We start from the raw sequence: 25,029 nt of genomic DNA, 5'->3' as shown, positions 1-25,029 counted from the left end.
CTCAGCCCAGCAGGCGGCTCGCCGCGTGCACCGTGAAGGCCAGCCCGACGCCGGTCAGCAGCAGGCCCTCCACGAAGATTCGCAGCCAGTCGCGCGGATCGCGGCGCCCGGCGGGACGCGGGTCCGGCGTGTCCTGCTCCGGGGCGGCGCCGTCGACCGTCGGGCCGCTCGTGACCACGTGCTCCGCCTGGCCGCGGTGTATCCGGCGCAACCCGACACCGCGCCACAGCATCACCAGGCCGAGACCCAACAGGATGAGACCGATCACGAGGAAGGGAAGAGGATCGAGTTCCCGCTCGCCGAGCTCGTTCATGCGCGGAGGGTAGCCGTACGGTGCCATCACATGTCCGCCCGCCACGGGCGCGCATCGGTCCGTAGCAGCGAGTACAGGACGACGTCCTGGCTGCGGCCGTCGTTGAAGAACGCGCCGCGCACCGTACCCTCGAGGGTGAAGCCGCACTTCTCCGCGATGCGCCGGGACGCGCCGTTCTCCGGAACGATCACGAGCTGGATGCGGTGCTGCTTCTTCGTTGCGAAGAGATAGTCGACGAGCAGCCGGACGGCCTCGGTGACGTGTCCGCGCCCGGCGAAGGCCCCGTCATAGAGCTGGTAGGACAGCTCAAAGGCGTCCCAGTAGTTCACCGGCCGGAAGAACTCGATGTGTCCCAGCAGCTCGGCCGCGCCGTTGACGATGAGCAGGGTACCCGCTTCGCGCTGCCAGAGACCCGTCTCGGCGTGGTCGCGCCGGAAGTCCGGCTCGGACCGCACGCCCAGCGGAAAGTGCGCCCCGCGGTTGGCGATGTCGGTGTGCGCCCGGTAGAGCCGGTCCAGATCGGCCGTCAGCACCGGCCGGAGCGTCACGCTCTCGCCGTGAAGCATGTGTCCACCCATCGGGTCGCAGTGCCTGCGCTGAGGCGCAGCCACGTCGGCTGCGCCTGCCACGCCGCGATGATGATAAGCATCTACCCGGACACATATCCATATCCGGTGCTGGACGACGGCCGGGCGGGTGTGGCCCCGAGCGGTGCTCGCCCATTGGGATGAACATTGCCAGGTGGGAATCAATCAATCTAATCTTGGACGCGTCCGGGCAACGACATCAGATCTCACCTGAGGAGACCTTCATGTCCTCTGCCCGATCCGCTGCCGTGACCCTGGCGCTGTTCCGGGTCGTGCTCGGCCTGCTGTTCGCGTTCCACGGCGCGGCCTCGCTGTTCGGCGTGTTCGGCGGCAACCGCGGCTCCGGCCAGGCCGTCGAGTTCGCCGCCTGGCCCGGCTGGTGGGCGGCGCTCATCCAGCTGGCCGGCGGCATCCTGGTGATCGCGGGGCTGGCGACGAGGCCGGCCGCACTGCTCTGCTCCGGCTCCATGGCGTACGCATACTTCGTGGTGCACCAGACCCAGGGCCTGCTGCCGCTGAACAACGGCGGCGAGGCGGCCGCCCTGTTCTGCTGGTCGTTCCTGATCGTCGCGGTACTCGGCCCGGGCGCCTTCTCGCTCGACGGCCTGCTGCGCCGCCGTGACTCCGAGCAGCGCGGCTCGCTGGTCACCGCCTCCTGATCGGACGGTGCGCGGGCCGGAGCCCGGTCCGCGCACCGGTTGTCGCACGGCGGCCATAACATCGACCGCAGTGATCGCGCGTCGGCCCTGGAGGGATCATGGAGATCCTCGCGTTGCTGTGTCTCGGCGTGGTGGTTCTGGGCGTGCTGGCCGCCGTCGTCCCGGTGCTGCTCGGGCTGATCGAGGACGTCCAGACCGGGGAGCTGGACCCCATCACCTGGATCATCGTCGGTGTGGTGCTCGGCGTGCTCTGCCTGTGCGCCGGCCTTCTGCTCGAATGACCCGAAGCGTGGTTTCACAGGTCGGTTCGAGTATGGATCCGCCGCGCCATGGCCGCTGCCCGCCGACGTACCTGCCCGGGAGATCGCCGTTTCGTGTCGACGCGCTGTTCGACAGGGCGAACCGACACGAAACGGCGATCTTGTTCGGCGACGATCAGCGGGCGCCGAGCAGGTGCTCGAGCGCCAGCTGGTTGAGCTGGACGAACGCGCCGCCCTTGGCGGCCTGTGCGTCGACGTCGAAGTCCTCGAACGAGGACCGGTCGGCGAGCAGCTCGGTGTAGGTCTCGCCCGCGCCCAGGGTCGGCACGGCCAGCTCGTCGTAGCGGGCGGCGGCGCGGGCCTCGGCGACCCGCGGGTCGGCCCGGAACGCCGCGACGCGCTCCTTGAGCAGCAGGTACGTACGCATGTTCGCGGCCGCGGACGCCCATACGCCGTCGAGGTCCTCGGTGCGCGAGGGCTTGTAGTCGAAGTGGCGCGGGCCGTGGTACGCCGGGCCGCCGTCGGCGGCGCCGAACTCCAGCAGGTCGACCAGGAAGAACGCGTTGACGATGTCGCCGTGACCGAACACCAGGTCCTGGTCGTACTTGATGCCGCGCTGGCCGTTGAGGTCGATGTGGAACAGCTTGCCGTGCCACAGCGCCTGTGCGATGCCGTGCACGAAGTTCAGGCCCGCCATCTGCTCGTGTCCGACCTCGGGGTTGAGGCCGACCATGTCGCGGTGCTCGAGGCTGTCGATGAACGCGAGGGCGTGGCCGATCGTCGGCAGCAGGATGTCGCCGCGGGGCTCGTTGGGCTTGGGCTCCAGCGCGAACTTCAGCCCGTAGCCCTGGTCGATGCTGTACTGCGCGAGCATGTCCAGGCCCTCGCGGTAGCGCTCGAGCGCGGTGCGCACGTCCTTGGAGCCGTCGTACTCGGTGCCCTCGCGGCCGCCCCACAGCACGTAGGTCTGCGCGCCCAGCTCGGCGGCGAGGTCCATGTTGCGCATGACCTTGCGCAGCGCGTACCGCCGCACGGCGCGGTCGTTGCTGGTGAAGCCGCCGTCCTTGAAGACCGGGTGGGTGAACAGGTTGGTGGTCGCCGTCGGCACCACCATGCCGGTCTCGGCGAGCGCGGCCTGGAAACGCTTGATCAGGCGCTGGCGCTCGCTGTCCTCGGAGCCGAACGGGATCAGGTCGTCGTCGTGGAACGTGACGCCGTAGGCGCCCAGCTCGGCGAGGCGGTGCACGGACTCGACCGGGTCGATCGGCTCGCGGGTGGCGTCGCCGAACGGGTCCCGGCCGGGCCATCCCACGGTCCAGAGGCCGAACGCGAACTTGTCCGCCGGAGTCGGCTGCGTCATGTCATCTCCTTGAAATCTTGTTTGTTCAGCCATTGAACTTATAGGGTGTGGCATTGTCAAGACCATGCCGCCCCGCCCGCCGCGCCGAGACGATCCGGTGCGCCAACGCAGCCTGCGCGACCACAACCTCGCGCTGGTGCTGCGTCATGTCACCGCCTCGAACCGGCCGCCGTCGCGGGCCGAGATCGCGGCGGCCAGCGGGCTGACCCGGGCCACCGTCTCCACCATCGTCGACGAGCTGATCGCCGGCGGGCTGGTCGCCGAACTGGAGCCCGTGTCCCGCTCCGGCGTCGGCCGGCCCGGCACCGGCATCGTGCCCGCGGGCACCGGACCGGCCGGGCTCGGCATGGAGGTCAACGTCGACTACCTGGCCGTGTGCGCGGTCGACCTCACCGGCGCCGTACGCCATCGCGAGGTGCGGCACCTCGATCAGCGCGAGCACAGCCCCGCGCAGACCTGGCAGGCGCTCGCCGAGCTGGCCGACCACGCCGTCGCCGCCGTCGCGGTGCAGGGCCTGACCCCGGCCGGCGGCGTGATCGCCGTGCCCGGCCTGGTCGAGGGCGACACCATCCGGATCGCCCCCAACCTCGGCTGGCAGCAGGTCGCCCTGCCCCGGCCGGAGGACCTGGGCGGCCTGCGCGGCCTGCCGTTGGACGTCGCCAACGAGGCCACCCTGGCCGCGCTGGGGGAGCGGCACGCCACCGGGCTGCGCAGCTTCCTCTACGTCTCCGGTGAGATCGGCATCGGTGGCGGCATCGTGCTGGACGGCGAGCTGTTCGGCGGTTCGCACGGCTGGGCGGGAGAGATCGGCCACGTCACCATCGACCCGCAGGGCCCTGACTGCCACTGCGGCTCCCGGGGCTGCCTCGAGCAGTACGCCGGCGAGGAGGCCATCCGCGCCGCCGCCGGCCTGCGCGCGGGCGGGGCGGTGCTCGCCGACCTGGTCGACGGCGCCCGCCAGGGCAGCGGCCCGGTGCTGGACGCGCTGGAACACGCGGGCACGGCGCTGGGTGTGGCGCTGTCCGGGGCGGTGAACCTGCTCGACATCGGCACGGTGGTGCTCGGCGGCCACTATGCCGAACTGATCGACTGGCTGCGGCCCGCCATCGAGCGCGAGCTGGCCCGGCGTGTGATCACCGCCCGCTGGGCCCCGGCGAAGGTGCGCGCCTCCGCGCTCGGCTCCGATGCCGCCCTGGTCGGCGCGGCCCGCGCGGTCACCCAGGCCATCCTCGACGACCCGGCCCGCTTCCTCGCCGTCCGCGCCACTCCCGCAGGGTAGGCCCGGCTGCCCGGTCCGGTGCCGAGGCCGCACGGCTCGACGCACCGGTGGCAGAGGCCGCACGGGCCGCGATGCGTCAGTAGTCGAGGCCCGCGTTCCAGCCGCCCCGGCCGCGGGGGGTGAGGTCGAGGACGTGCCAGACCGGGCAGAGCAGGTCGATTCCCCGCTCGTCGATGTCGTCGGCCATCCGCGGGTGGGCCGAGTAGACGTGCCGTACCGAACCGTCGTCGTCACGGGTGAACACCGACACCGTCGAATCCTGCTCGCCTTCGGCGTCCTCGCTGCCGAGGTCGAACTTGAAGCTGCTCGACCCCGCACTCAGCAGGCGCAGGCCCGTCCACCCCCGGGACCGGGCGTGTCCGCGCAGCGCGGGCGGATCAGCGGCGGCCACGACCGCGAGGTCCACGTTCTGCCCGAGATGCCGGGCGACGCCGTTGAACCCGTCGAGCCACATGGTGCACATGGGGCAGGGCTCGGTGTGCCGCTTGCCGTACATGAGGTGGTAGACGACCAGATCACGGCCGGGCCCGGTGAACAGTTCACTCAGCCGCACCGTGGTGACCGGCTCGTCACCGGCGGCCAGGTCCGCGGGACCCGTCAGGAACTCGTAATCGTCCACGACGGGGCCGGGCGGCAGCTGCCGGCGCAGCTCGGCCACCCGTTCCCGGTGCCGCATCAGCTCGATCTCCGCCAGCCGCAGTTGTTCGCGGGCGTGCAGGTAGTCGGCCGACTCCCCGGCGAGGTTCGTCTGGCGCATGATCACCCTCGATGACGTGGTCTTCGCCGAGTCGCGGCCGCCGCCACGTCGACGATCTGCGACGGTGGGAGCGGCGGGCGGGTCGACATCGGCCCGGTGAGGTGTCCGCCGCCCAAACTATCGCCCTGCGCAGGCGATGGCGGTCGAAACGGCCGAACGGCAGGTCGGGGTCGGGGTCGCCGACCAGGCCTCGGCGCGGCGGCGGCGGGCATAGCCTGTAGGCATGGGTGCGATCACGGTTCTGCGGCCGCTGGCGCTGGGCATGGCCACGGGGATGCGCTCGCAGCTCGGGCTGGCCGCGCTCGCGGTGGCCATGAGCCGGGGCGGCAGGAAGAAGGGCAAGAAGGGTCGCGGCTTCTCGTCGATGGTGCAGGGTCAGGTGCTGTCCAGCCCGCTCGTGCGCAAGAGCCTGGTCGCCACGGCCGCCACCGAACTCGTCGCCGACAAGCTGCCCAGCACCCCCAGCCGGCTCAACCGGGGCCCGCTGCTGGCCCGGCTCGCCCTCGGCGGTCTGGCGGGCGGGCTGCTGGGCTGGTCCGACGAGCGCGGCTTCAGCCGCGCCGTGGCCGGTGCGGCGCTCGGCGCGGCCGGTGCGGGTTTGGGCGCCTTCGGCGGTTACCACCTGCGGGCGGCACTCGATCAGCGGACCAACCTGCCCGACCGCTACTGGGCACTGGCTGAGGACGTCACCGCGGTTGGCCTGGCCGCGTTCGCGGTGGCGGTCACAGACGACGCCGACACCGAGCCCGCCGCCGCCGCCGTCCAGGAGCGCGAGCCCGCGTTCGGGTTCATCGGCTGACCTGACCCGGCTGCGGGGCACCCGGCGCGGGCGCCCCGCAGCCGCGGGACGTCACCACGTTCCGCGGCCGTGCAGCCCGACCAGATCCGCGATCCGCCGAGCGCGGTGGACGACCGCCGGGTGGTCCGGGGCGTACCGGTGGGTCGGCCCGAACCACCGGCACAGTTGTCGCAGCCCGAGCAGGACCGCGCTGCGCAGGATCGTTCGCCGGTGGTCCTCCGGCAGCGGCTCGATTCGCTGATATCCCACGACCAGGGCTGGCAGCAGCACGAACTGCTCGTCCTGCAGGCAGAAGTGCCCGAGGTCGAACGTCGGCTCCGCGCCGCGGATCTCACCGAAGTCGATCAGACCGGTGTATCGCCCGTCCGCGCAGAACACGGCTGTCGTGTCGAAGTCGCCGTGGGCCAGCCGGGCGCGGTGCGGCGGGTGGCGGCACTCCTGCTCGATCATCTCCGCGACGGCGGCGAGGATCGGCGTCGGCAGCAGCGCGGCCAGCCGGCCCGGCCAAGGGTCTGGCAGGTAGGAGACGAGGAACGGCGGGTAGGCGTCGTACTCGGCGCGCAGCGGCCAGCCGGCTCCGTGGCGTTCCACCCAGCCGAACCCGTCCACGGCTATGCGGTTGAGGCGGGCCAGGTCCTCCCCGGCTGCGGCGACGGCGGCGCGGGCGTCCTCAAGTGTGTCGAGCGCAGCGAGCGGCACTCCGGGCACCTCAGTCGTGATCATCAGGGAGCGGTCGAGCGACATGGCGCCCGGCTCGACGTAGACGACCTGCGCGACGCTGATCCCCAGGTCGCGCAGGTGCTGATGCAGGATCGCGTCGGTTTCCAGGTTCTCGTCCGGGTGCTCGGCGATACGCAGGTAGAACGTCTGCGTGCCGCGCTTGACCCGATACACCTGGGTGGAGACACCGTCGACGGCGCGTGCGAAGTCGACCGGCACGGCGCGGCCGAACGCACGATGCAGGACGGACCGCACCGCAGCCGGGGGCAGGTCCGGTTTGCGCGTCATCGCTCGGGTATGGAGGCTTCGGCCGCTAGTCCAGCAGCCAGCCGAGCACCAACTGCGCCTGCGCAGTGAGCGACGCCGCGAGGACGAGCCCGGACAGCACAGTGCTCGCCAGCAGCAACCGCCAGCGTGCGCGGTCGGCGCGCAACCGTGCCGTGGTGAGCTGTGCGACCGCGACCACCGCAGTGAGCCCGGTGAGCAGCGGCACGGCGGTCATCACGACGATGAGCGCCGGCCATACCGCGGCGAGTCCGCCGGGCCACAGGTCGGCGTTGCCGGTGTACCGGTCACCCTGGTGCGGAATGTAGAGCCTCCCCGAGAACTGGGCCGCCCGGCCCAGCGCCACCCCGACGGCGAGGAAGTAGACGGCGGCGAGTGTGAACTGCAACCTGGTCGTCAGGCGGCCGGGGGTGCTCGGCGTCAGGACGCGGGCGGCATCCAGCTCTGTGGACATGGCGGGATTCTAGCGAGGGTCCGGCCCGGCGGATGCCCTGACGTGAACGCGCTGGCGGCAGCGGGTGAGGCGTTAACAAGGTGCCCCTCCACTACGTATACCGATAAGAAGGTGCCCTTCCTTCTGGGAGGGTAAGGAGCTGAAAGGGATGCGGTACTGTCCTCGGCATGGCGGAGCAGCGATTCCACACCGGTAGCCACGACCTGCCCGTGTCGGCGGCGCTCGACGAGTTCATGCGTACGGGCTGGCTCGACTCGGAGCACCACGACCTGCCGCGGGCCGAGGTCGCCGCGTGGACGCCGGCCCGGCGCGCCCGGCTGCACCAGGCGTTCCCCGGGCACCGCATCGTCGTCCCGGCAGGCACGTTCAAGTCGCGCTCGAACGACCAGGACTACCGCTTCCGGGCGCACTCGGCATACGTGTGGCTGTCCGGCGATCAGTCCAGCGACGGCGTTTTCGTCGTCGAACCGGACGGCGAGAGCACCCTCTACCTGCGTCCGCGCTCCGCTCGGGAGAACGGCGAGTTCTTCCGCGACCGCCGCTACGGCGAGCTGTGGGCGGGCCGCCGCCCGACGCTGGGGGAGAGCAGCCGTGCGCTCGGCGTCACCACCCGCCACCGCGACGAGCTGTCCGCCGCGCTCAAGCCGGACACCCCCACGCTGGTGCTGCGCGGCCTGGACGCCGAGGTCGACGCCGCGGTCGCGCCCCTGCACGGCGACGCCGAGCTGAAGGCGGTGCTGGCAGAGCTGCGGCTGGTCAAGGACGCCTGGGAGATCACCCAGCTGGAGCAGGCCGTCGCGATCACCACCCGCGGCTTCGAGGACGTCGTGCGTGCTCTGCCGCAAGCGAAGGCGACCTCGGAGAGGCTGCTGGAGGGCGTGTTCTGGCAGCGTGCCCGGCTGGAGGGCAACGAGGTCGGCTACCACTCGATCGTCGCCGCCGGGGCGCACGCCGCGACGCTGCACTGGATCGACAACGACGGCCCGGTCCGCGACGGCGACCTGCTGCTGCTCGACGCCGGAGTGGAGACGCGTTCGCTCTACACCGCCGACATCACCCGCGTGCTGCCGATCTCCGGGCACTTCACCCCGTTGCAGCGCGACCTGTACGAGCTGTGCCGCCAGGCCAACGACGCGGCGCTCGCCGCGCTGGTGCCCGGCGCGGCATACCGCGACTTCCACCGCGCCGCGATGCGCGTCTACGCGTACGGCCTCGCCGACCTCGGCATCCTGCCGGTCTCCGCGGAGCAGGCCCTCGACGAGGACAGCGGCCTGTACCGGCGCTGGACCCTGTGCGGCTCCGGGCACATGCTCGGCCTGGACGTGCACGACTGCGCCGCGGCGCGGGCGGACCACTACCTCGACGGGACGCTCACCCCCGGGCATGTGCTCACCGTCGAGCCGGGGATCTACTTCCAGCCTGACGACGGGCTGATCCCGGCCGAGCTGCGCGGCATGGGCTTCCGGATCGAGGAGGACCTGCTGATCACCGAGACCGGCTACCGGATGCTGTCCGACGGCCTGCCGCGCACCGCGGCCGACGTCGAGTCCTGGATGCACAGGCTGGCTTCCTGACATTTCGGGCACAGTCCGGCACGGCATGATCTGCTCGCGGTGACGGCAGGCCTCGGCGGGCGTCGGTGACGCAGGGCGGGGCCTGCCCCGTCGGTGGCGGAAAACGTTGCGTCGCAGCCGGACCGGGTCGACTAGGCTGGCCCGTCGTGACCGTGGTTTTCTGCGCCGACCCCCTCGCCCCGGCCCGCACCGATCCCCACTTCGCCATCCAGGCGCGGGCCGTGCGGGATGCCGGTGCCGTCGTCGCCCTGCTCGACCTCGACGCCCTGCTGGCCGGCGACGTCGCCGCCGCGGTCCGCCGCATCCCACGCGACCTGGGCTCGGTCTGGTACCGCGGCTGGATGATCCCGGTCGGCCGTTACGCCGCGCTGTCCGATGCGCTCGCCGGGTGCGGCGTCACCCTGCGCGTCTCCGCGACCGCCTACCGTGCCGCGCACGAGCTGCCCGGCTGGTACGCCACCCTGGCACAGGTGACGCCAGAGAGCGTGTGGACGCCGTGGCAGCCGGGCGAGCCGCCCACCGTGGGGCAGGTCGCGGAGCTGGTGGCGCCGCTGGGCGGCGGACCCGCCGTGGTCAAGGACTACGTCAAGTCACGCAAGCACGAGTGGGCCGAGGCCTGCTACATCCCCGATCTCACCGACGTCGCGCACGCCCATCGGGTCGTCACGCGAATGGTCGAACTGCAGGAGGAGTTCCTGCAGGGCGGTCTCGTGGTGCGGCGGTTCGAGCAGTTCGCGCGGCGCGACGGCCGCACTGTGGAGGCCCGGGTCTGGTGGGTGGGCGGTGAGCCGGTGCTTGCCGGGCCGCACCCGGACACGCCGGACCTGTTCCACGAGCCCGACCTGACGGCCATCGCCCCGCTGGTGGCCGCGTTCGGGCATCCGTTCGTCACGACCGATGTCGCACTGCGTGACGACGGGATGTGGCGCGTGGTCGAACTCGGTGACGGTCAGGTCAGCGACCTGCCGACCGTCGTCGATCCAGCCGCCGTCCTCGGCCATCTGAACTGAGTATTAGCAGTTCACAGCTCCGGTACCGGTTCCGTGACCGGTGCCGTGATCAGAAGGCGGGCAACTCCGTCGAACGTGCCACGCGCCGGTTGCGCTGCCCGGGGATGCGGCCCACCGGCGGCGTACTACCTCGGCTGACCAGGGATGTCTCGAATATTTCCGGGTCGTCGTCGGCGTGCTTGCCGTGCAGGCGATCGATGAGCGCCCGCGCCGCGGCCGCGCCCATCTCCTCCCACGGCACCCGCACCGTGGTCAGCGGCGGCACGGTGTACGCGGCGGGCGGGACGTCGCCGAAACCGACCACGGCGACCTCGCCGGGCACCTGCCGGCCGGCCTCCTGCAGGGCCCGCAGCGCGCCGGCGGCCATCGGATCACCGTGCACGAACAGGCCGTCGAAGAACAACCGCGCACGCAGCAGGCGCTGGACGGCGTCGAAGCCGCCCTGCTCGGTCCCGTCGGCCTCGGTCACGTGACTGGCCCGCAGCACCGCCCCGGTGCCGGTGAGCAGATCGGCGAACCCGCCGGCGCAGGCGGCTCCGGCCGGGTCCTCGGCAGGTCCTGTGATCATGGCGAGGCGCAGCCGACCCGCGGCCAGCAGCAGTTCCGCCGCCCGGCGTCCGCCGTCGGTGTAGTCCGCGCCGACCGACGGCAGCGGCGCGCGTTTGCCGCCGGTGTCCACCACGACCACGGGCAGGCCCTGTTGGTGCAGGTCACGCAGGTGGTCCAGGGCGGCGCCGGGGTCGACGGCGAGTACGCCGTCCACCGCGTGGCCGCGCACGCTCGCCGCGAACCGCTCCAGCGCCGGGCCACCGCCCGCGGCCGAGTGCAACAGCAGGCCGTAACCGGACGGCTCCACCACGTCGGCGACGCCCTGTAGCAGCTCCGGCATCCACGGCGTGCGCAGCGTGGGGGCGAGCACCCCGACCGTGCGGGTGCGCCCACGGGCCAGGTCGACGGCGCGGGAACTGGGCACGTACCCGGTCTCGGCCATGATCTCCTCGATGCGGGCCTGGGTGGCCCGCTCGACGTCGGGCCGACCGTTGAGCACCCGCGACACCGTCGCCTTGCTCACTCCGGCCAGCCGGGCGACGTCGGCGATCGTCACGCGCATGTGGACCTCCGAGAAACCACGCCGTCTCGCGGTACCGGTACCGAACCGGTGGCGGCTACACACGGTAAGCGGCCGCGAGGCAGCGATGTCAAGACCGCTCGGTTATCCGGTCGGCCGAAACCGTCTACCCGGCTAGGGTGGCCGCCATGCCGTACATCTCCTCCGTCGTCATCCACTGCCGCGACCCATACCTGATGGCGCCCTTCTGGAGCCTGGTCACCGGCCTGCCCGTCGTCGACGAGGACGCGGTGAAACTGGCCGAGCGCAGCCTGGCCGAGCGCGAGTCGGTGCTGCTGCACGACCCGTCGGGCACCGAGCCGGACGTGTGGCTCGCGCAGGCGTTCGACCTGCTCCCGGTCGGGCGCATCCACCTGGACATCGTGGCCGACGACGAGGAACGGGCCGCGATCGTCGCCGCCGGTGCGACGCTGGTCCGCGAGCAGGAGGACCTGACCGTGTACACCGACCCCGAGGGCAACGAGTTCTGCCTGCTCCGCGAGCGGCACTGAGCCGCGCCCCGATCGCCGATCCGGCCTTCGGGCCGGCCGCACGCTGGGACAATGGAGCCGCTGGGCAGTAGACCGGGGCGGCATCCACCGGTGAGGAGTCACGCCGTGCGAGCGATCGAGTATGACCACTTCGGTGGCTACGACGTGCTCGACCTGGTCGAGGCCCCCCGGCCGACCACCGCTGACGGGCAGGTGCTGGTCCGGATGATGCTTGCCGGGGTCAGCCCGCTGGACGAGACGGTGCGCGCCGGCCATCTTGCCCCGGTCCTGCACAAACCGCTGCCGATCCGCCCCGGTGGCACCGGGACCGGGGTCGTCGAGGAGCCCGGCGCGTCCGGTCTCCCGCGGGGCGCACGCGTCGCGGTGAGCGGCGGCCGCTACGGAGTCGGCGCCGACGGCTGCTGGGCCGAGTACGTCGCCGTCGACCCGGCGAACCTGGTCGTCGTGCCCGATACTGTCGACGACGAGGCCGCGGCCGCGCTGACCACCGGGGCCGGTCATCTCACCGCCTACCTCGCGTTGACCGCGCTGGCCGCGTTCCGTCCCGGACAGGCCGTGCTCGCGCCCGGCGTCGGCGGCGCGGTCGGCCAGGGCGGTGTCGAGGTCGCCGGGGTCCTCGGCGCGGCCCACGCGATCACCACCGCCACCGGCACCGACCAGGCCGAACAGGGCCGCGCCGCCGGGTACGAGGTCATCGACCTGTCCCGGGAGTCGCTGCGCGACGGCGTCACCCGGCTCACCGGCGGCAGGGGCGTCGACGTCGTGCTCGACGGCGTCGGCGGGCAGCTCACGGGACAGGCGCTCGGCTGCCTGGCCGTGGACGGCACGCTGGTCAGCATCGGGTACGCCGCCGGGATCCTGGCCGCCACCGATGTCATCGACCTGATCGGCAGGAACGCCCACCTGCACGGGTTCCGGTTCGCGGCGTTCACCCCCGAGCAGGTGAACGCCGCGAACACCACGCTGCTCGCCCGGCTCGCCGCCGGCGACCTGCACCCGTCGGTGGCACAGGTGTTCCGGCTCGCACAGGCGGCCGCGGCGCAGCACCTGCTCGCCGAGTGCCAACCTTTCGGGCGGGTCCTGCTCGCGGTCTGACCGGGCCCGCGCACCATCGGGCGGCAGCGCAACGATGTGACCGTCGCGCCGCGCGCCGCAGGGTATCCCGGCGACCGGGACGAACCGCCGCGACTACGATGATCAGATGCGCGCAACGGTGATCTACGGCCCGCACGACGTGCGGGTCGAGGACGTGCCCGATCCGGTCCTGGTGCACCCGACCGACGCCGTGGTCCGGGTGACGCACGCCTGTATCTGCGGCAGTGACCTGTGGGCCTACCAGGGCGTCGCGGCACGCGAGCCGGGACAGCGCATCGGACACGAGTTCCTGGGCGTCGTCGAGTCCGCCGGGGCGGACGTCACCGGCGTCAAGCCCGGTGACACGGTGGTGGCCCCGTTCGTGTGGTCCGACGGCACCTGTGAGTTCTGCCGCGAGGGCCTGCACACCTCCTGCCCGGTCGGCGGCTTCTGGGGCCAGCCCGGCTCCGACGGCGGCCAGGGTCAGGCCGTGCGGGTCCCGTACGCCGACGGCACCCTGGTCAAGCTGCCGTCCGGGCTCGATGACGCGTTACTCGTCAAGATCCTCGCGCTGTCCGATGTGATGTCGACCGGCCACCACGCCGCGCTCTCCGCCGGGGTTCGCAAGGGCGGCACCGTCGCCGTGGTCGGCGACGGCGCGGTCGGCCTGTGCGGCGTGCTCGCCGCGCACCGCCTCGGCGCCGAGCGCATCATCGCGCTGGGTCGCCACGACTCCCGCACCGCGCTGGCCAGGCGGTTCGGCGCGACCGACGTGGTGCCCGAGCGCGGCGACGAGGCCGTCGCCGTGGTGCGGGAGCTGACCGGTGGGCAGGGCGCGCACGCGGTCATCGAGGCCGTCGGCACCGAGCAGTCGATGCGTACCGCGATCGGGGTGGCCCGCGACGGCGGAGCGGTCGGCTTCGTCGGCGTGCCGCACGGCGGCTCGGCGGGCGTCGACATCGGCGACATGTTCGGCCGCAACGTGGCGCTGCGCGGCGGTGTCGCACCCGCCCGCGCGTACATTCCGGAGCTGCTCGCCGACGTGCTGGCCGGGACGCTGGACCCGTCGCCGGTCTTCGACTCCTCCGTCGATCTCGACGGGGTGCCCGGCGGATATGCCGCGATGAACGATCGGAAGGCGCTGAAAGTGCTGGTGCGCCCGAACGGCGGGTCGGTGTAGCTTGAGCGCCGTGGAAGAGACCGACCAGGCCATCGTTTCGGCCCTGACCGCTGACGGGCGCATGTCGTACACGGACCTGGCCGAGAAGGTCGGGCTGTCCGTGTCCGCCGTCCACCAGCGGGTACGCCGGCTGGAGCAGCGCGGCGTCATCACCGGGTACGGCGCGCGCGTCGACTACAACGCGATCGGCCTGCCGCTGACGGCGTTCGTGGCGATCCGCCCGTTCGACCCGGCGCAGCCCGACGACGCCCCCGAGCGCCTGGCGCACCTGTCCGAGATCGAGTCGTGCTTCTCGGTGGCCGGTGAGGACTTCTACATCCTGCTGGTACGCGTCGCGTCACCGGTCGACCTGGAGCGCCTGCTGCAGGAGATCCGCACCTCGGCCAACGTCACCACGCGTACGACCGTGGTGCTGTCCACCCCGTTCGAGCAGCGCGCACCCCGCATCCACCTGGCGGAGTGAGCCCTATCAGGGGCAGCACGGCAGCGGCGCGGGCAGGTACAGCGCGGTCAGCCCGATCGCGGTGAGGCCGGTCGCCACCATGGCCACGCCGGTCGCCAGCCGGACCACCGCGGGCCGCAGGCGTGCCGGCACCCGCCGTACGTGGCGGACACCGGCCGCCACGGCGCCTGCCAGCGCGATCCCGCCGGCGAGCAGCACGGGCACGCCCCAGCGTTCGTGGACGTCGTAGCCCTGGAACAGCAGCGGCCTGGCGATCATCAGCACCAGGCCGGGTAGCGGCGCGAGGGCGGCGCTGACCTGCGCCCACACCAGCCAGGCCCGCTCGGCGCCCTCGCCGTCGCCGACCTGGTGGAACAGCTGCACCGACAGCACACCCAGGCCGGCCGGGAGCAGTGCCGCCGCGACCATGTGCCACAGCCAGTAACGCATGATCACGTCCGGGTCGGAGCGCAGCACCATCCCGACGAGCGTCCAGCCGATCGCCGCGAAGATCACGGTGCCGCCGATGCCTGCCACGCCGGCGAAGAACGGGTACAGCAGTCGCCGTGCCGCCGCGGCGGAGGCCCACGCGAGCATGCCGAGGTGCAGTTGCGTCGTCGTGCCCGTCGCCGGATCGGTCATGTCACCACCGTTTCGCTCCCGACCGCGGACCGCGGTCACCCGGTGGGAGTCTGTCCAACGTGGTGTTAGCGGGGCGTTAGCGTTCCGCCGGCCGGGTGCCGACCCGCGGTTCTAGTAGGGGCAGCAGGGGACCCCCCACGGGATCAGCAGAGCCGACACCAGCAACGTGACCAGGCTCAGCGCACACATGCCGACGCCGATCGTGAGCCGGGCCATGCGGAACCGGCGCTCGGCGGGAAAACCGCGCAGATACACCGCGAGCACGAGCGAGGTCACCACGAGCAGGGTCCCGCCGACGATGTACGCCGTCGCCGTCCATCGCTCGGGATCGGTGAAGTCGGTGAACATCAACCGGCGGAGCACCGTCAGCGCAAGAGCGAGCCACACGGCGGTCCCGGCGGCGGCGCGGGCCGCGATCAGCCAGCGGTCCTCGGTGTCGTCCTCAGGCTCCGCCCGCTGAAGGAACAGGTGGAACGCCAGGGTCGTCAGCCCGAGCACGAGCACGCCCAGCGACGCCAGGTGCAGACCCCAGTGCAGGGCGGCCTCACCGGCGTCGGGTCGTTCGCGCGTCCACCGGTCCGGCTCGGTCAGCGAGATCACCAACCAGATCAGCATGCCGTACGCCAGGACCAGGCTCAGCAGCGCGAAGACCGCGAAGAGCAGGTCCACCGCCCGCCGTGTCCGCCGGATGGGTCCGGGGCGGGTGTCGTGCGCCGCTGGAACTCCGAGTAGGTCGGTCGACAACGCTGTTCCTCTCGTGCGGCGACCGTGGCTGCGTCGATGGGAACGGGCGGGTCGCGGTCGTGGGCCGGGCAAGCCCGCCGGAGCTGACGGGGTCGCGGGGATGCTACAAGTCCGGCGGTGTCAGCGGGGGGCACCGGCGAAGCCCTCGGTGACTCGCGCGCGCCCGTCCCGACCGATCAGCATCCCCTCGTATCCAGTGCCGCGCAGCAGGTCCAACCCGGTCACACCGCTCGCGGCGGCCGCTGTCGCGTACACGTCGGCCCACCGCAGCGACGGCCCGGTGACGGTCACGCCCGCTACGTCGGCCGTCGTCGACCTGCGGTACGGGTCGACGATGTGCGCGCCGCGCTGCGCGGTGCCCGAGGTGGCGACCGCGCCCGACGTCAGAGTCAACACCTCGGCCAGCCGCGACGGCTGCCGCGGGTCCTCCACCCCGACCCGCCACGGCGGGTGTCCGGGCGCAGCGGACACGACGACGTCGCCACCGGCGTTGAGGCAGAAGTCCGCACCGGACAGCAGCTCCGCCGCCCGCTCGACCGCCCAGCCTTTGACCAGTCCGGACGGATCCCACCACCGCGCCCCGTCGGGGGCGGGCAGCCATGCGTCGAACCAGCCGCCGGTGTGCTCACGGGCCTCGTCGCACAGCGCTGCGACGTCGGCCACCCACGGGTGCGCGTCCGCCACGGTCAGCTCGCCCCGGTCGATCCGGCTCACGTCGCTGTCCGTCCGGTACGTGCTGAACACCGCGTCGGCCTCGCGCAGCAGCGCGAACACGGCGTCCACGGACCGCCGGACAGGTGCCGAGTCCAGACCGGGGCCGCGCAGGTGCAGGCTCACCGGCATCCCCATGATCTGCTCGACCCAGGCCCGCCGCGGCGGGACGAGCGGGCTCACGGGGTGTGTGCCCGGTCGATCGCGGACTGCAGTGAGTCCAGGTATGCCCGGCTGGTGGCGGTGGCGCCGGACACGGTGTCGACCTCGGCCGACTGCGCGTCGAGCACCTGCTCCCGCAGCCGCGGCAGGGCGAGTTCGTTGAGCACCAGCGAATGCTCGTGCACCGTGTGCTTCTGCAGGATCACCACGTCGGCCACGCGCCCGCCCGCGAACGTGACCCGCACCTGCACGGTGCCGTACTCCGTGAAAACCGCGTCACCGTCGACGAGCCGCCCACCCGCGATGACCGTCGGCGACGGCGCGGGCGTCGCCGCTTCGGCGGGCCGGGACTGCGGCACCGCCTCGCCGAAGCTGGTGCGGTAGCTGAACAGGCCGATCAGGCCCGCGATCGTCGCCAGCAGGAAGAACGTGATCTTACGCATCACTCACCATCCGAACCGCTCGTCGTGGACCTGGCGCGCGGGCACCCCGGCCGTCCGCAGCGCGGCACGTGCCGCCGCCATCCAGGGTGGGGGACCGCACAGGAACACGTCCCGCGCGGCGAGTTCCGGGACCAGGCGGGTGAGCGCCTCATGGTCGGCGTGGCGCTCGGCGAGCTCGGCGGTGAGCCACGAGCTGCGTCCGGTCGGCGGGGGACCGGGCAGGTAGATCACCTGCGCGCCGCGCTCGGCGGCGATGCCGTCGATCTCGTCGCGCAGCACCAGCTCGTCGGCGCTGCGGGCCCGGTAGATCAGGGTCAGCTCGCCGTCGACGTACCGCATGCCCTCCAGCAGCGCGCGCATCGGCGTGATGCCGATGCCCGCGGCCATCAGCAGCACCCGCTCGCCGCGGCGGCGGCCCTCGGTGAGCGTACCGAAGGGGCCCTCGATCAGCACCGCCGTGCCGGGGACCGCCCCGGCCAGGCGGGCGCCGTCGTCGCCCGCGGCGCGGAAGGTGAACCGCAGCCGGTCCTTGCGCGGGGCCTCGGACAGCGAGAACGGATGCGCCCGGCTCCAGCCGCGCCCGGTGCGCAGCCGCCAGGTCAGGAACTGCCCGGGCCGCGCCGACAGCCCGTCCAGCCGCCGCCCCGACAGGTACACGGAGTACACGTCGGACGCCTCGTGGCGCACCTCGTCGACGGTGATCCGGTGGCGGCGCGACAGCCACAGCGGCCGCCCGACACGGAACGCCAGCAGCGCGGCGGCGGCGCAGCCCCACAGCGTCCACCAGTAGGCCGTCGCGGCGCGGGAGGTGACGAAGTGCGCCCCGTTCCACAACTGGTGCGGCAGGGCCAGGCCCACCCCGAGATACGCGTACAGGTGCAGCAGGTGCCAGTTCTCGTAGCGCGCCCGGCGCCGTGCCGCCCGCACCGACAGCGCCACGACGAGGACCAGCAGCGCCGTGCCCGCCGCCGCCAGCAGCATCCCCGGATAACGCACCACCAGATCGGCCGACTGGGCGAGCACACCGGTGTCCGTGGACGCGGCGTACCCGGCGACGACCAGCACCACGTGCGCGGTCATCAGCCAGCAGGAGGTGAAACCGAGCAGCCGGTGGATCCGGGCCAGCCGATCCTGGCCCCAGGCGCGCTCCACCCAGGGCACCCGTGCCATCGCGAGCACCTGCAGCAGGAGCAGATCCGAGGCGGTCAGCCCGGTGAGGCGGGCCACGGTCACCAGCCCGGTGCCGTCGGTGCCCAGCTCGGTCACACCGCCGGCGGTCACCCACAGGGCCAGCACCACCAGCAGGGTGGCGCAGGCCAGCACGGCGGTGACGGTGCGCCCGACGGCTCCGTCGCGGGGCCGGGGGAGAGGGAATCGGTCAGGGGTCACGCCACGGCGAGTCCCGACAGGGGCGCGCAGTTCCCGGTGACACGGAAACCACACGCCCCTGCTTTGCCCCGGCGGGCAGACGCCCTACCGGCGGTCGCCCGAGCGCTGCTGCTCGCGGTACTGCGGGACGGGCAGGCCGCCCCGGCCCCAGTTCTCGGGCTCGACCTCGTCGATGACGACGAACGTCGAGTCCAGCGGCTTGTCCAGCACGTCCAGCAGCAGCTTGCTGACGCCCGCGATGAGCGCCGCCTTCTGCTCGGCGGTCGCGGCCGCCGTGCCCGGCGTGCTGCCCTCGCGGGTGATCTGGATGTTGACGATGGGCATGATCGGTCCTCTCTGGTGATCGGGCGGGTCAGTGGCCGGCGTTCTGGCCGCCGTCGACGTGCAGGATCTCGCCGGTGACGAAGGGTGCCGACTCGAGGTACAGGACCGCCCCGACGATGTCGTCCGTCTCGCCCATCCGGCCGACGGGGTGCAGCCCGGCGTACGTCTCGTGGTACTCGACCGGGTGCATCGGGGTCTTGATGATGCCCGGCGCGACGGCGTTGACCCGCACGCCGCGCGAGGCGTACTCGATGGCCAGCGACTTGGTCGCGGAGTTGATGCCGCCCTTGGTCAGCGAGGCCAGCACCGACGGCACGTTCTTGTCGGCCTGGTCCACCAGACTCGTGGTGATGCTGACGATGTGACCGCCGCCGGCTGCCAGCAGGTGCGGCAGCACCCGCTGGGTGAGGTGGAAGAATCCGGCGAGGTTGATGCCGGTGACCTGTGCGAGGTCGTCGACGGTGTAGTCGGTGAACGGCTTGGCGATGAAGATGCCCGCGTTGTTGACGAGGGTGTCGATGCGGCCGAAGCGGTCCAGCGCAGCCTGGGTCACGCGCTCGGCGGTGTCGGCGTGGGCGATGTCGCCCTGCACGGTCACGATGTTCGGGTCGGCCGAGGCGGGGATGGTGCGCGAGGTCGCGACGACGCCGTAGCCGAGCTTGCGGTAGCCCTCCACCAGGCCCGCGCCGATGCCCTGCGAGGCACCGGTGATCACAGCGACCTTCTGCCCGTTTTCGAAGCTCATGGTTCGTTTCCTTTGCTCTTCGCGGTGGCCGGAGGCGTACTAGACGACCGGTCTACTAAAAGGTAGACGACTGGTCGTGTATCGTCAATGCCATGGGTAGAACGAGTGACGCGCGGAACAAGATCCTGGAAGCGGCCCGGACGCTGATCGAGCAGCGGGGCTACTCGGCGCTGGGCGTCGCGGAGATCTGCGCGGCCGCCGGTGTGCCGAAGGGCAGCTTCTACCACTTCTTCGCCTCCAAGCAGGCGCTCGCGCTCACCGTCATCGACGAGCACTGGGCCGCTCAGCAGCAGCAGTGGAGCGAGCTGCTCGGCAGCGGTCGCGCGCCCCTGGAGCGGCTGCGCGACCTGTTCGAGGCGACCGAGCAATTCCAGCGGGCCGGTCGGCAGCAGGCGGGCCTGGTCGTCGGCTGCCTGTTCGGCAACCTCGCCGCCGAACTCAGCAACCAGGTCCCGGAGATCCGCGACCGGCTGCAGGAGATCTTCGAGGCGCAGATCGACATGATCGAGAAGGTGATCGTCGAGGCGAAGAGCGCCGGGCAGGCGGGCCCCGCCGTCGACACCCGTGACGCGGCCCGCTCCATCGTCGCCCAGGTCGAGGGCCGGGTACTGCTGGCGAAGCTGCTGGACGACCCGGCCCAGCTGGGCACGCTCTGGCACAGCAGCCTCGGTCTGCTGCAGGTGCCGGCAGAGGCCCGGCCCGCAGGAGCCTGACCGGCCCCGTCGTCCGGACTGACGGATGGGGGACTTCGGCCCGCGCCGGAGCGCACCCGCGTCTAACGTCGCGGCCATGACCTATCTCGTCACCCCCGCCGCGTCGCCCCTGTACGCCGACCAGACCGACTACATCCCCAACTACCTGCGGGTGTTCGCGCTGGCGCCCGACGCGTACGCGGGCTGGCAGCAGCTGGCCGGCAGCGTGCGCGACGGCATGGACCTGCGCCGGTACGAGCTGGTCACCCTCGCCGCCGCCCGGCGGCTGGGCTCGGACTACTGCACCCTCGCCCACGCCAAGGTGCTACGCGACCGCTTCTACGACGAAACACAACTGCGGGCCATCATCGCCGACCACCACAGCGCCGGCCTCGACCCCGTCGACGTCGCGATCATGGACTTCGCGGACCAGGCCGCGGCCGATCCGACCTCGATCACCGGAAAGGACGCCGCCCCGCTGCGCGCATTCGGGCTGTCCGACACCGACGTCCTGCAGATCGTGCTGGCCGTGTGCATCCGCCGCTTCTTCAGCGGCGTGCTGTCGGCCGTCGGCGCCGACCCCGACGACGCGCTGCGGGCCTGAGCCCCCACCGAGGGCGGCCGAAGGCTGCGCGCCTAACGGTAGCGGGCCACCGCCTCGGCGATCCGCCGCACGAAGGGGCGGCCGAACGCCGACGCGCCGTCGACCGCGACGACCGCCAGGTAGCCGTGCAGCCGCCACAGCTCGCGCCGCCGTCACCGAGAGGACCTCACCCGCGGCACGCTGGCAGCGCGCGTTGGCCGACGGCATGTTCGGGGCAGTGGCGGCTCAGCTGTTCCAGCGCAGCAGGACGGGTGTCTCGCGCTCGAAGCCGAGCACATTGAGGGTGCCCGTCTCCAGCCGGAACAACGCGCCGTCCTGTGGCGGCAGACCCAGCCAGCGGGCGGTTAGCGCGCGCAGCAGGTGGCCGTGCCCGACGAGCGCGACGTCGCCACTGGCCAGCATGGTCCGGGCGCGTTCCAGGACACGGTCGCTGCGGGCGCCGACCTGGGCGGCCGTCTCGCCGCCCGGGCAGCCGTGCTGCCACACGGTCCACTCGGGACGCTCCTGGCGGATCTCGACCGTGGTGCGGCCCTCGTAGGCGCCGTAGTTCCACTCCAGCAGGTCGTCGTCGGTGGCGGTGATCTCCAGACCGGCCAGCGCGGCGGTGCGTACCGCGCGCTGCAGGGGGCTGCACAGCACCGCGGCGAACGCCCGCCCTGCCAGCCGTCCGGCCAGTTGGGCGGCCTGGCGTTCGCCTTCGGCGGTCAGTGGCAGGTCGGTGTACGAGGTGTGGCGGCCGTTGGCGCTCCACTCCGTCTGCCCGTGCCGGACCACCACGATCTCTCGCATGGTGCCGATCCTCCCCGCTCGTGTTCCTGAGGACACGTTAGCGGTGATCAGAACCAGGACGGGCGGTTTCGACCTGTGAGTCTTGCTCCTAGCGGCCTAGGAAGCTCTAGCGGGAGCGTGCCGCCGCCGGTAGGAGGTGATCTTGGCGGTTCCGCCTGCGGAGGCTCCAGTACTCACAGAATTGAGGTATGACGGATGCGCCGCTCATGCCGCACTACGCGCGGGTCGACCAGAGCCCGCCGCAGATGCAGGCACGGCTCGTGGCATACCTCGACAAAGCCGCCGCCTACCGGGCGATCACCGACATCCGGACGCGGGCATCCGAGACGATGCACGTCAAGCCCGGTCACCACGTGCTCGACGGAGGTTGCGGGCTGGGAGAGGAAGTGCTCGCGCTGGCGCTGCTGGTCGGCGCGGACGGCCGGGTCGACGGCGTCGACAACTCGCGCAGCATGCTCTCGCTGGCCGCGCACCGCTACGAGCGGTGGCACCAGACCCACCCCGACGCCGGCGACGTCCGCTTCGTCACCGGGGATCTGGCCAGGTTGGACTACCCGGCCGACGTCTTCGACGCGGTGCGGTGCGAGCGTACGCTGCAACACCTGCCGCAGGCGGAGGCGGTGATCGCGGAACTGATCCGGGTGACCCGCCCGCAGGGGCGGATCTGCCTGGTGGACACCGACTGGGAGTCGCTGGTCTTCGACGGGCTGCCCGCCGAGGTGCTCACACCGATGATGTGGCGGCTGCGGCACCACAGCGTGATGTCCAACCCGACGATGGGCCGCACGCTGCGCAACCGGCTGCGCCGGGCGGGCGTCGGCGAGCTGGAGTGCCACCCGATGACGATGTGCTTCACGGACCCGGCCGAGGCGCAGCACGTGGTGCCCTACTTCGATCGGGACATGCTGCTGCACATCGTGGGGGAGGAGGACGGCGACGCCACGGCGACGGTGGACCGCTGGCTGGACGTGGTCCGCGACGCGGACGAGCGGGAGGACTTCCTGGTGGCGCTGACGGTCTGGGTGGTCGCGGGCACGGTCCCCGCCTGACGGGAACGCGGCCGGCAGGCTCACAGGCGGATGCCGGGCGGCACGGCGAGCGGCCGGCCGGGCGTGGCGAGCAGGCGCCAGGTGCCGCGGCTGCAGATGACGGCGGCGACGACGAGGGTGGCGGCGACGAGCAGCCCGGCCTCCTCACCGACCCAGAACGCAGCGTTCGGGCCGGCGGTGGCCGGGTCGAACACGGCCTGGACGACGCTGTTGTAAGCGGCGTGCAGGGTGATGGGCGGCCAGATGCTGCCGGTCTCCAGCCGGGTACGGGCGATCACGTAACCGGTGGCGACGGCGGAGATCAAGAACACCAGGACCGCGAGCCAGGTGTACGGGTGGCCGCCGTAGATGAACCCGGTGAGGATGAGCGGGACGTGCCACAGGCCCCAGATGAGCCCGCTGACGAACACGGGCCGGGGCACCCCGGCCTGGATGAGCCGGGTGAGCATGTAACCGCGCCAGCCGATCTCCTCACCGGCCGCGGACAGGGCGCTGATCACGGTGCCGATGGTGGCGGCCAGCAGGAGGCGGCCGCCGAAGCCGCCGAACGCTGCGGGCGCGGTGAACCGGGCGAGTCCGGTGAGCCATGCGGTGCCGTAGGCGACTCCTCCGACGACCAGCGGGAAGGCGATGCCGAGGGCGATCCAGGGCAGGGTGCGGCGGGCGGGTCCGAACCGGAAGGAGACGTCGTCGAAGCCCTCGTTCAGGACGAGGCGGGTGATGACGGAGGCGGCGGCGACCGACCACATGACGGCGTACACCCACCACGGGTTGGTGGTGGCGGCGAGGATCGACTGGAAGATCGCGGCGAAGACGGCGACGAGGATTCCGAAGACGGTCAGGCCGCGCCGGGCCTGCCGGCGGTTGTCGACGACGGTGCTCGCCATGTCCTCAGTATCGAGAAAGGCCCCGCCCCCAGCTGCGTAAACAGCGGGAGGCGGGGCCCTGTCGTGCGGGGACGGGCTCAGGCCTCGGTGGCGAGCTGCTCGTCCATCTGCTTGCGCCACCACTTCTGGCCGGACTCGGGCAGGGTGTCGATCGGGTCGTAGTACGCGTAGCGCTGGGACAGCACGTCGACGTCCTGGTCGGCCTCGATGGAGGTGCGGTAGTTCTTGGTCCAGTACGAGATGCCGTTCTCGCGGTCGTACTCGGTGACCATGTGGACCCAGCGCTTGCCGACGAACGGCACGTCGCAGACGATGCGCGGGGTGGCGTAGCCGGGCAGGTAGCCCATGATGTCGTGCTGCAGCTGCTGGGCGGCGCCGACGGAGACCCGCCAGTGCTCGGCGTTGGGGATCATGTCGCACATGTAGAAGTAGTACGGCAGGATGTTCGCCTCGCCCTGCAGCGCGAAGCACAGGTCGAGCAGGTCCGGCGAGGTCGCGTTGACGCCGCGCATGAGCACGCCCTGGTTGCGTACGTCGCGGACGCCGACTTCGAGGGCCGTCTTCGCGGCCCGGGCCACGGTCGGGGTGATCGAGTTGGCGTGGTTGACGTGCGTATGGATCGCCAGGTTGACGCCGCGCCGGCGGGCGGTGCGGGCGACCCGCTCCAGGCCCTCGACGACCTCGGGCTGCAGCCAGTGCTGGGGCAGGCCCATCAGCGCCTTGGTGGCCAGCCGGATGTCACGGATGGTGTCGATCTCGAGCAGGCGCATCAGGTACGACTCGAGGTTCTTCCACGGCACGTTGGCCACGTCGCCGCCGGAGACGACGACGTCACGCACGCCCGGGTGGGCCTTGAGGTAGGCGATGTGCGCGTCGTAGCGGTCGACGGGCTTGAGGGTGAGCTTGAGCTTCTCGACCGCGGGGGTGGAGTTGCCGACCAGGTCCATGCGGGTGCAGTGGCCGCAGTACTGCGGGCAGGTGGACAGCAGCTCGGCGAGCACCTTGGTGGGGTAGCGGTGGGTGAGGCCCTCGGCGACCCACATGTCGTGCTCGTGCAGGCTGTCGCGGCTGGCGTGCGGGTGGCTGGCCCACTCGGTGAGCCGGTCGGAGGCGACCGGGATCATGTAGCGGCGCACCGGGTCGGCGTAGAACGCCTCGGTGGTCAGCTCTTCCCGCGCCATCGTGTTGATCATCTGCGGGGGGACCAGCATCGACATCGTGGCCAGCGCCTTCTGGTCGGCCTCGAGGTCGGCGTAGAAGGTCTCGTCGACGGTGTCGCCGAGCACGGCGCGCAGCTGCTTGATGTTCTTGATGCAGTTGACGCGCTGCCACTGCGCGGACTCCCACTGCGCGAGGGTGACGTCGCGCCAGCCCGGGAACCGGGTCCAGTCCGGTTCGATCAGCTCTACGCGGCGGTACTCGTAGGGTTGCCCAGCGTTCATCGGTGGCCTCTCCTTTGCGGTCCCGTTGACCAT

Annotated in this window: 30 protein-coding genes; 13 read left to right on the top strand and 17 right to left on the bottom strand. The window is 71.9% G+C overall.

Features of this window, described 5'->3' with window-relative positions; translation table 11 throughout:
- Window position 1: 1 nt before the first annotated feature.
- Window positions 2-313, bottom strand: coding sequence for a hypothetical protein (locus FLL47_RS09265; protein WP_144120042.1), 312 nt, complete (start codon window positions 311-313; stop codon window positions 2-4).
- A gap of 26 nt (window positions 314-339) precedes the next feature.
- Window positions 340-879 (bottom strand): GNAT family N-acetyltransferase, encoded by a 540-nt coding sequence (locus FLL47_RS09260; protein WP_186315626.1) that lies wholly within the window; start codon window positions 877-879, stop codon window positions 340-342.
- 245 nt (window positions 880-1,124) lie between these two features.
- Between FLL47_RS09260 and FLL47_RS09255 the strand changes: the two genes are divergently transcribed.
- Together FLL47_RS09255 and FLL47_RS09250 are read left to right on the top strand one after the other, a co-directional pair.
- The gene (locus FLL47_RS09255; protein WP_144120040.1) at window positions 1,125-1,559 is read left to right on the top strand and encodes a DoxX family protein; all 435 of its coding nucleotides are present in this window, start codon (window positions 1,125-1,127) and stop codon (window positions 1,557-1,559) included.
- Window positions 1,560-1,657: 98 nt separating this feature from the next.
- The gene (locus FLL47_RS09250; RefSeq protein ID WP_144120039.1) at window positions 1,658-1,840 is read left to right on the top strand and encodes a hypothetical protein; all 183 of its coding nucleotides are present in this window, start codon (window positions 1,658-1,660) and stop codon (window positions 1,838-1,840) included.
- Window positions 1,841-1,994: 154 nt separating this feature from the next.
- Here FLL47_RS09250 and xylA read toward each other — a convergent pair whose 3' ends face one another.
- Window positions 1,995-3,179, bottom strand: a complete 1,185-nt coding sequence (gene xylA / locus FLL47_RS09245) for a xylose isomerase (protein WP_144120038.1) — start codon at window positions 3,177-3,179, stop codon at window positions 1,995-1,997.
- A gap of 64 nt (window positions 3,180-3,243) precedes the next feature.
- On the opposite strand from xylA, the gene FLL47_RS09240 reads away from it, so the two are divergent.
- Entirely contained in the window at window positions 3,244-4,458 is a 1,215-nt protein-coding gene (locus FLL47_RS09240) for an ROK family transcriptional regulator (RefSeq protein ID WP_144120037.1), read from the top strand.
- A 76-nt stretch (window positions 4,459-4,534) separates the two neighbouring features.
- On the opposite strand, the gene FLL47_RS09235 is transcribed toward FLL47_RS09240, so the two are convergent.
- Window positions 4,535-5,215: a DUF899 family protein gene (locus FLL47_RS09235; protein ID WP_144120036.1), complete on the bottom strand. Its 681-nt coding sequence runs from the start codon at window positions 5,213-5,215 to the stop codon at window positions 4,535-4,537.
- A 223-nt stretch (window positions 5,216-5,438) separates the two neighbouring features.
- On the opposite strand from FLL47_RS09235, the gene FLL47_RS09230 reads away from it, so the two are divergent.
- Complete coding sequence (locus FLL47_RS09230) at window positions 5,439-6,014, top strand: DUF4126 family protein (protein WP_144120035.1); 576 nt, start codon at window positions 5,439-5,441, stop codon at window positions 6,012-6,014.
- 51 nt (window positions 6,015-6,065) lie between these two features.
- On the opposite strand, the gene FLL47_RS09225 is transcribed toward FLL47_RS09230, so the two are convergent.
- Window positions 6,066-7,022, bottom strand: coding sequence for a phosphotransferase family protein (locus tag FLL47_RS09225; RefSeq protein ID WP_144120034.1), 957 nt, complete (start codon window positions 7,020-7,022; stop codon window positions 6,066-6,068).
- 25 nt (window positions 7,023-7,047) lie between these two features.
- Window positions 7,048-7,473 (bottom strand): hypothetical protein, encoded by a 426-nt coding sequence (locus FLL47_RS09220; protein ID WP_144120033.1) that lies wholly within the window; start codon window positions 7,471-7,473, stop codon window positions 7,048-7,050.
- 167 nt (window positions 7,474-7,640) lie between these two features.
- Between FLL47_RS09220 and FLL47_RS09215 the strand changes: the two genes are divergently transcribed.
- Window positions 7,641-9,047 (top strand): aminopeptidase P family protein, encoded by a 1,407-nt coding sequence (locus FLL47_RS09215; RefSeq protein WP_144120032.1) that lies wholly within the window; start codon window positions 7,641-7,643, stop codon window positions 9,045-9,047.
- Window positions 9,048-9,193: 146 nt separating this feature from the next.
- Window positions 9,194-10,057 (top strand): ATP-grasp domain-containing protein, encoded by an 864-nt coding sequence (locus FLL47_RS09210; RefSeq protein WP_246157696.1) that lies wholly within the window; start codon window positions 9,194-9,196, stop codon window positions 10,055-10,057.
- Window positions 10,058-10,106: 49 nt separating this feature from the next.
- On the opposite strand, the gene FLL47_RS09205 is transcribed toward FLL47_RS09210, so the two are convergent.
- A complete protein-coding gene (locus FLL47_RS09205) occupies window positions 10,107-11,168 on the bottom strand; it encodes a LacI family DNA-binding transcriptional regulator (protein WP_144120031.1) in 1,062 nt (353 codons plus the stop codon).
- 146 nt (window positions 11,169-11,314) lie between these two features.
- On the opposite strand from FLL47_RS09205, the gene FLL47_RS09200 reads away from it, so the two are divergent.
- The 4 genes from FLL47_RS09200 (at window position 11,315) to FLL47_RS09185 (ending at window position 14,394) form a co-directional block, all read left to right on the top strand.
- Window positions 11,315-11,677: a VOC family protein gene (locus FLL47_RS09200; protein ID WP_144120030.1), complete on the top strand. Its 363-nt coding sequence runs from the start codon at window positions 11,315-11,317 to the stop codon at window positions 11,675-11,677.
- 105 nt (window positions 11,678-11,782) lie between these two features.
- Window positions 11,783-12,772 carry a quinone oxidoreductase family protein gene (locus tag FLL47_RS09195; RefSeq protein ID WP_144120029.1) on the top strand — a complete coding sequence of 330 codons (990 nt, stop codon included), beginning with the start codon at window positions 11,783-11,785 and terminating at the stop codon, window positions 12,770-12,772.
- A gap of 106 nt (window positions 12,773-12,878) precedes the next feature.
- Complete coding sequence (locus FLL47_RS09190; RefSeq protein ID WP_144120028.1) at window positions 12,879-13,931, top strand: zinc-dependent alcohol dehydrogenase family protein; 1,053 nt, start codon at window positions 12,879-12,881, stop codon at window positions 13,929-13,931.
- A 10-nt stretch (window positions 13,932-13,941) separates the two neighbouring features.
- Window positions 13,942-14,394, top strand: coding sequence for an Lrp/AsnC family transcriptional regulator (locus FLL47_RS09185; protein WP_144120027.1), 453 nt, complete (start codon window positions 13,942-13,944; stop codon window positions 14,392-14,394).
- A 6-nt stretch (window positions 14,395-14,400) separates the two neighbouring features.
- Here the strand turns inward: FLL47_RS09185 and FLL47_RS09180 are convergent, their stop codons facing one another.
- From FLL47_RS09180 to FLL47_RS09150, 7 genes are all read right to left on the bottom strand, one after another.
- Window positions 14,401-15,015 (bottom strand): hypothetical protein, encoded by a 615-nt coding sequence (locus FLL47_RS09180; protein WP_144120026.1) that lies wholly within the window; start codon window positions 15,013-15,015, stop codon window positions 14,401-14,403.
- A 111-nt stretch (window positions 15,016-15,126) separates the two neighbouring features.
- On the bottom strand, window positions 15,127-15,684 hold the full coding sequence (locus tag FLL47_RS09175; protein WP_144120025.1) for a hypothetical protein: 558 nt from the start codon (window positions 15,682-15,684) through the stop codon (window positions 15,127-15,129).
- A gap of 195 nt (window positions 15,685-15,879) precedes the next feature.
- Entirely contained in the window at window positions 15,880-16,653 is a 774-nt protein-coding gene (locus FLL47_RS09170) for an FAD:protein FMN transferase (protein ID WP_222106007.1), read from the bottom strand.
- Window positions 16,650-17,075, bottom strand: a complete 426-nt coding sequence (locus FLL47_RS09165) for an FMN-binding protein (RefSeq protein ID WP_144120024.1) — start codon at window positions 17,073-17,075, stop codon at window positions 16,650-16,652. Before FLL47_RS09165 ends, FLL47_RS09170 begins: the two co-directional genes overlap by 4 nt.
- 3 nt (window positions 17,076-17,078) lie before the next feature.
- On the bottom strand, window positions 17,079-18,464 hold the full coding sequence (locus FLL47_RS09160; RefSeq protein ID WP_246157695.1) for a ferredoxin reductase family protein: 1,386 nt from the start codon (window positions 18,462-18,464) through the stop codon (window positions 17,079-17,081).
- A gap of 84 nt (window positions 18,465-18,548) precedes the next feature.
- Window positions 18,549-18,788, bottom strand: a complete 240-nt coding sequence (locus tag FLL47_RS09155) for a tautomerase family protein (RefSeq protein ID WP_144120023.1) — start codon at window positions 18,786-18,788, stop codon at window positions 18,549-18,551.
- A gap of 28 nt (window positions 18,789-18,816) precedes the next feature.
- Window positions 18,817-19,533, bottom strand: coding sequence for an SDR family NAD(P)-dependent oxidoreductase (locus FLL47_RS09150; protein WP_144120022.1), 717 nt, complete (start codon window positions 19,531-19,533; stop codon window positions 18,817-18,819).
- Window positions 19,534-19,625: 92 nt separating this feature from the next.
- Between FLL47_RS09150 and FLL47_RS09145 the strand changes: the two genes are divergently transcribed.
- A complete protein-coding gene (locus FLL47_RS09145) occupies window positions 19,626-20,246 on the top strand; it encodes a TetR/AcrR family transcriptional regulator (protein WP_144120021.1) in 621 nt (206 codons plus the stop codon).
- Window positions 20,247-20,322: 76 nt separating this feature from the next.
- A complete protein-coding gene (locus tag FLL47_RS09140) occupies window positions 20,323-20,829 on the top strand; it encodes a carboxymuconolactone decarboxylase family protein (RefSeq protein ID WP_144120020.1) in 507 nt (168 codons plus the stop codon).
- A gap of 225 nt (window positions 20,830-21,054) precedes the next feature.
- On the opposite strand, the gene FLL47_RS09135 is transcribed toward FLL47_RS09140, so the two are convergent.
- Window positions 21,055-21,618: a histidine phosphatase family protein gene (locus FLL47_RS09135; protein WP_144120019.1), complete on the bottom strand. Its 564-nt coding sequence runs from the start codon at window positions 21,616-21,618 to the stop codon at window positions 21,055-21,057.
- A gap of 188 nt (window positions 21,619-21,806) precedes the next feature.
- Between FLL47_RS09135 and FLL47_RS09130 the strand changes: the two genes are divergently transcribed.
- The gene (locus FLL47_RS09130) at window positions 21,807-22,667 is read left to right on the top strand and encodes a methyltransferase domain-containing protein (RefSeq protein ID WP_144120018.1); all 861 of its coding nucleotides are present in this window, start codon (window positions 21,807-21,809) and stop codon (window positions 22,665-22,667) included.
- Window positions 22,668-22,687: 20 nt separating this feature from the next.
- Here FLL47_RS09130 and FLL47_RS09125 read toward each other — a convergent pair whose 3' ends face one another.
- Window positions 22,688-23,554, bottom strand: coding sequence for a type II CAAX endopeptidase family protein (locus FLL47_RS09125; protein ID WP_144120017.1), 867 nt, complete (start codon window positions 23,552-23,554; stop codon window positions 22,688-22,690).
- A 77-nt stretch (window positions 23,555-23,631) separates the two neighbouring features.
- The gene (locus tag FLL47_RS09120) at window positions 23,632-24,996 is read right to left on the bottom strand and encodes a KamA family radical SAM protein (protein WP_144120016.1); all 1,365 of its coding nucleotides are present in this window, start codon (window positions 24,994-24,996) and stop codon (window positions 23,632-23,634) included.
- Window positions 24,997-25,029 lie beyond the last annotated feature (33 nt).

This window comes from Catellatospora sichuanensis, assembly GCF_007483665.1.
In the GTDB taxonomy this organism is placed as follows: domain Bacteria; phylum Actinomycetota; class Actinomycetes; order Mycobacteriales; family Micromonosporaceae; genus Catellatospora; species Catellatospora sichuanensis.
Note: the sequence above shows the minus strand (reverse complement) of the source record. Positions and strands in the feature narration are given on the sequence as shown.

Excerpts from the sequence above, each read along its gene's own strand:
- FLL47_RS09130 (WP_144120018.1), top strand. The coding sequence starts at position 21,807 with ATGACGGATGCGCCGCTCATGCCGCACTACGCGCGGGTCGACCAGAGC.
- FLL47_RS09150 (WP_144120022.1), bottom strand. The coding sequence starts at position 19,533 with ATGAGCTTCGAAAACGGGCAGAAGGTCGCTGTGATCACCGGTGCCTCG.
- FLL47_RS09165 (WP_144120024.1), bottom strand. The coding sequence starts at position 17,075 with ATGCGTAAGATCACGTTCTTCCTGCTGGCGACGATCGCGGGCCTGATC.
- FLL47_RS09190 (WP_144120028.1), top strand. The coding sequence starts at position 12,879 with ATGCGCGCAACGGTGATCTACGGCCCGCACGACGTGCGGGTCGAGGAC.
- FLL47_RS09200 (WP_144120030.1), top strand. The coding sequence starts at position 11,315 with ATGCCGTACATCTCCTCCGTCGTCATCCACTGCCGCGACCCATACCTG.
- xylA (WP_144120038.1), bottom strand. The coding sequence starts at position 3,179 with ATGACGCAGCCGACTCCGGCGGACAAGTTCGCGTTCGGCCTCTGGACC.
- FLL47_RS09145 (WP_144120021.1), top strand. The coding sequence starts at position 19,626 with ATGGGTAGAACGAGTGACGCGCGGAACAAGATCCTGGAAGCGGCCCGG.
- FLL47_RS09215 (WP_144120032.1), top strand. The coding sequence starts at position 7,641 with ATGGCGGAGCAGCGATTCCACACCGGTAGCCACGACCTGCCCGTGTCG.
- FLL47_RS09230 (WP_144120035.1), top strand. The coding sequence starts at position 5,439 with ATGGGTGCGATCACGGTTCTGCGGCCGCTGGCGCTGGGCATGGCCACG.
- FLL47_RS09235 (WP_144120036.1), bottom strand. The coding sequence starts at position 5,215 with ATGCGCCAGACGAACCTCGCCGGGGAGTCGGCCGACTACCTGCACGCC.
- FLL47_RS09265 (WP_144120042.1), bottom strand. The coding sequence starts at position 313 with ATGAACGAGCTCGGCGAGCGGGAACTCGATCCTCTTCCCTTCCTCGTG.
- FLL47_RS09225 (WP_144120034.1), bottom strand. The coding sequence starts at position 7,022 with ATGACGCGCAAACCGGACCTGCCCCCGGCTGCGGTGCGGTCCGTCCTG.
- FLL47_RS09125 (WP_144120017.1), bottom strand. The coding sequence starts at position 23,554 with ATGGCGAGCACCGTCGTCGACAACCGCCGGCAGGCCCGGCGCGGCCTG.
- FLL47_RS09180 (WP_144120026.1), bottom strand. The coding sequence starts at position 15,015 with ATGACCGATCCGGCGACGGGCACGACGACGCAACTGCACCTCGGCATG.
- FLL47_RS09220 (WP_144120033.1), bottom strand. The coding sequence starts at position 7,473 with ATGTCCACAGAGCTGGATGCCGCCCGCGTCCTGACGCCGAGCACCCCC.
- FLL47_RS09140 (WP_144120020.1), top strand. The coding sequence starts at position 20,323 with ATGACCTATCTCGTCACCCCCGCCGCGTCGCCCCTGTACGCCGACCAG.
- FLL47_RS09260 (WP_186315626.1), bottom strand. The coding sequence starts at position 879 with ATGCTTCACGGCGAGAGCGTGACGCTCCGGCCGGTGCTGACGGCCGAT.
- FLL47_RS09205 (WP_144120031.1), bottom strand. The coding sequence starts at position 11,168 with ATGCGCGTGACGATCGCCGACGTCGCCCGGCTGGCCGGAGTGAGCAAG.
- FLL47_RS09120 (WP_144120016.1), bottom strand. The coding sequence starts at position 24,996 with ATGAACGCTGGGCAACCCTACGAGTACCGCCGCGTAGAGCTGATCGAA.
- FLL47_RS09240 (WP_144120037.1), top strand. The coding sequence starts at position 3,244 with ATGCCGCCCCGCCCGCCGCGCCGAGACGATCCGGTGCGCCAACGCAGC.
- FLL47_RS09250 (WP_144120039.1), top strand. The coding sequence starts at position 1,658 with ATGGAGATCCTCGCGTTGCTGTGTCTCGGCGTGGTGGTTCTGGGCGTG.
- FLL47_RS09255 (WP_144120040.1), top strand. The coding sequence starts at position 1,125 with ATGTCCTCTGCCCGATCCGCTGCCGTGACCCTGGCGCTGTTCCGGGTC.
- FLL47_RS09135 (WP_144120019.1), bottom strand. The coding sequence starts at position 21,618 with ATGCGAGAGATCGTGGTGGTCCGGCACGGGCAGACGGAGTGGAGCGCC.
- FLL47_RS09155 (WP_144120023.1), bottom strand. The coding sequence starts at position 18,788 with ATGCCCATCGTCAACATCCAGATCACCCGCGAGGGCAGCACGCCGGGC.